This window comes from Legionella fairfieldensis ATCC 49588 (assembly GCF_000621525.1).
GTDB lineage: Bacteria > Pseudomonadota > Gammaproteobacteria > Legionellales > Legionellaceae > Tatlockia > Tatlockia fairfieldensis.
In genome coordinates this window covers 1-1,468 of record NZ_JHYC01000060.1, presented here as the reverse complement: position 1 = coordinate 1,468, position 1,468 = coordinate 1, and the positions used below count along the sequence as shown (strand labels likewise).

The window sequence follows — 1,468 nt, the reverse complement described above, 5'->3', positions numbered from 1 at the left end:
GCTCATCCCCAAATCCGGGGGCATTAATCAAGAACACAAAACTTTAACCCTTAACCTATAATTTTCAAAATTTCTAAACCCATAAGCACGTCGTTTGATTCTGGGCTGTAAGGAGCGGTAGTACAAACTTCGAACCCCAAAGTTCTAGCAAATGCTATCGTATCTTTTGCGAGGTAACAGGGGCCATTATCACTCAGCCATTGGATTTTATGAGGTAAAGCATTAACTTTTCCAAAACGATATTCAACCGCCTCAAGCATTAAATCGCGTATTGCTGCACCATCAATGCCAATAGTAGAAGAAATATAACTTAAAATTTCTCGGTCACAGGTATCTAGGGCAAAAGCCACGAAGACTCTCTCCCCATTTGTGCATTGAACTGTAAAACAATCAGAACACCAACGCAGGTTACTTTTAAGTGTAATAATTTTACCCTCATGCGTACGCGTTGGTTTTTTACCATAAGCTGGTAGCAATAAATGATTTTGTTTCATAATACGGTAAATCCGCTTATGATTTACTTTAGGTTCTTGTTTAAGCATTAATTGTTGGTTAAGTAAAGCGGTTACTCTTCGGTACCCATAGCTATTGCGCCGGTCAGTAATGGCTAAGATAGCAGGCAATAATTTTTCATCTTCTAATTTTCTATACGTTTTTGCTCTTTTTTCCATGGTATTAAGCCTTTCTGTTAGATTAGAACGGGAAACATTTAAACTACGAGCAATGGTCCTTACTCGAAATCTTCCAGCCCTTGCAAGGGTTGTCGCGAGATGAGTTTTTTTTCACGCCCAAGCTTAACAGCCTCTTTTAGAATCTCATTCTCTAAGGTTTTTTGTCCCAAAACGCGCTCTAACTTTTTAATATGCTTTTTTAATGAATCCAATTCACTTTGAGGAACGACATTTTCTTCTTTTTTTATACCGGTCATGGCACCATGCTCCGCTATCTTACGCCATAAAAATAATTGACTGGGCTGTATACCATGTTTTCGAGCTACATACGACACAGTTACACCAGGATGATAGGTTTCTTGAACTATTTGGTGCTTTTCAAAGGGCGTCCAGCGTCTTTTCTTGTACGTTGAATGAATAATTTCTGGGGCTTCAATAGTAGTTGACATAGTCATGTTACTAGTCCTTTCTAGTTGTTATTGCTAATAACTAGTGGACCGGTTTAATTGGGGAGCATTACATGTACGCGTTTAATCCCTCTCTTTCTTAAACTCGTTGACGATCTGAAGGAAAGTCCTTTCGACTCACTAAAAACTCTAGGTAAAACATTATATCAATGGCGGGAAGAAGTGGTTAGAATGTGGCGGTTTACTAAAAACAACGGCATTACGGAAGGATTCCATCGCAAGATGAAGCTGATTCAACGACGTGCTTATGGGTTTAGAAATTTTGAAAATTATAGGTTAAGGGTTAAAGTTTTGTGTTCTTGATTAATGCCCCCGGATTTGGGGATGAGC

At 38.8% G+C, this 1,468-nt stretch carries 1 protein-coding gene and 3 pseudogenes; 1 reads left to right on the top strand and 3 read right to left on the bottom strand.

Translation table 11 applies throughout. The features are described 5' to 3' along the window. Window positions 1–27: 27 nt before the first annotated feature. The 3 genes and pseudogenes from T345_RS15465 to T345_RS0110760 form a co-directional block, all read right to left on the bottom strand. A pseudogene (locus tag T345_RS15465) lies at window positions 28–99 on the bottom strand (transposase); the annotation flags it as partial. A gap of 14 nt (window positions 100–113) precedes the next feature. Next, a pseudogene (locus tag T345_RS14220) lies at window positions 114–671 on the bottom strand (IS3 family transposase); the annotation flags it as partial. Window positions 672–730: 59 nt separating this feature from the next. Further along, on the bottom strand, window positions 731–1,126 hold the full coding sequence (locus T345_RS0110760; protein ID WP_028389339.1) for a transposase: 396 nt from the start codon (window positions 1,124–1,126) through the stop codon (window positions 731–733). Between the two features lie 66 nt (window positions 1,127–1,192). Here T345_RS0110760 and T345_RS14875 point away from each other — a divergent pair. After that, window positions 1,193–1,441, top strand: a pseudogene (locus T345_RS14875) (transposase); the annotation flags it as partial. Between the last annotated feature and the right edge of the window lie 27 nt (window positions 1,442–1,468).

What these genes read in the sequence shown, in the direction of transcription:
- T345_RS0110760 (WP_028389339.1), bottom strand. Translation starts at nt 1,126, where the DNA reads ATGACTATGTCAACTACTATTGAAGCCCCAGAAATTATTCATTCAACG.